Raw genomic sequence first — 684 nt, forward strand, 5'->3', positions numbered from 1 at the left:
TTAACGAATCGTGGCCAGAAAGTGAACCACAAGAAGGTTCAGCGCATTATGAAAGAGCTTGGGTTAAAGTGTGTTGTGCGTATGAAGAAATATAAATCCTATAAAGGAAAAGTCGGTAGAATTGCACCTAATATTTTAGAGCGTAATTTTCATACAGATGCACCGAATCAAAAGTGGGTAACAGACATCACAGAGTTTAAATTGTTTGGAGAAAAACTGTATGTATCACCTGTATTAGATTTGTATAATGGTGAAATTATTACCTATACAATTGGTTCTAGACCGACGTATTCGCTTGTTTCAGACATGTTAGAGAAAGCATTGGAACGTTTACCTGAAACGCACCAGCTACTGATGCATTCGGATCAAGGATGGCATTATCAAATGAGACAGTACGTCCGTACTCTTGAATCAAGAGCTATCGTCCAGAGTATGTCTCGAAAAGGCAACTGTTACGACAACGCAGTAATAGAAAATTTCTTTGGGATTATGAAGTCGGAGTTCCTCTACATAAAAGAATTTGAAAATGTAGAGCACTTTAAAATAGAATTAGAAAAATATATAGATTATTATAATACGAAACGGATTAAGGAAAAATTAAAAATGAGCCCGGTACAATACCGGACTCACTTTTATCAAGCTGCCTAATGAAATAACCGTGTCTAACTTTTAGGGGTCACTTCA

General features: G+C 36.3%; 1 protein-coding gene. It reads left to right on the top strand.

Features of this window, described 5'->3' with window-relative positions; all coding sequences use genetic code 11:
• Positions 1 to 648 (top strand): IS3 family transposase (locus ACLBXA_RS29400; RefSeq protein ID WP_447617742.1); only part of this gene is annotated, 648 nt, incomplete at its 5' end.
• Positions 649 to 684: the final 36 nt, after the last annotated feature.

The organism is Bacillus sp. D48C, from assembly GCF_053345735.1.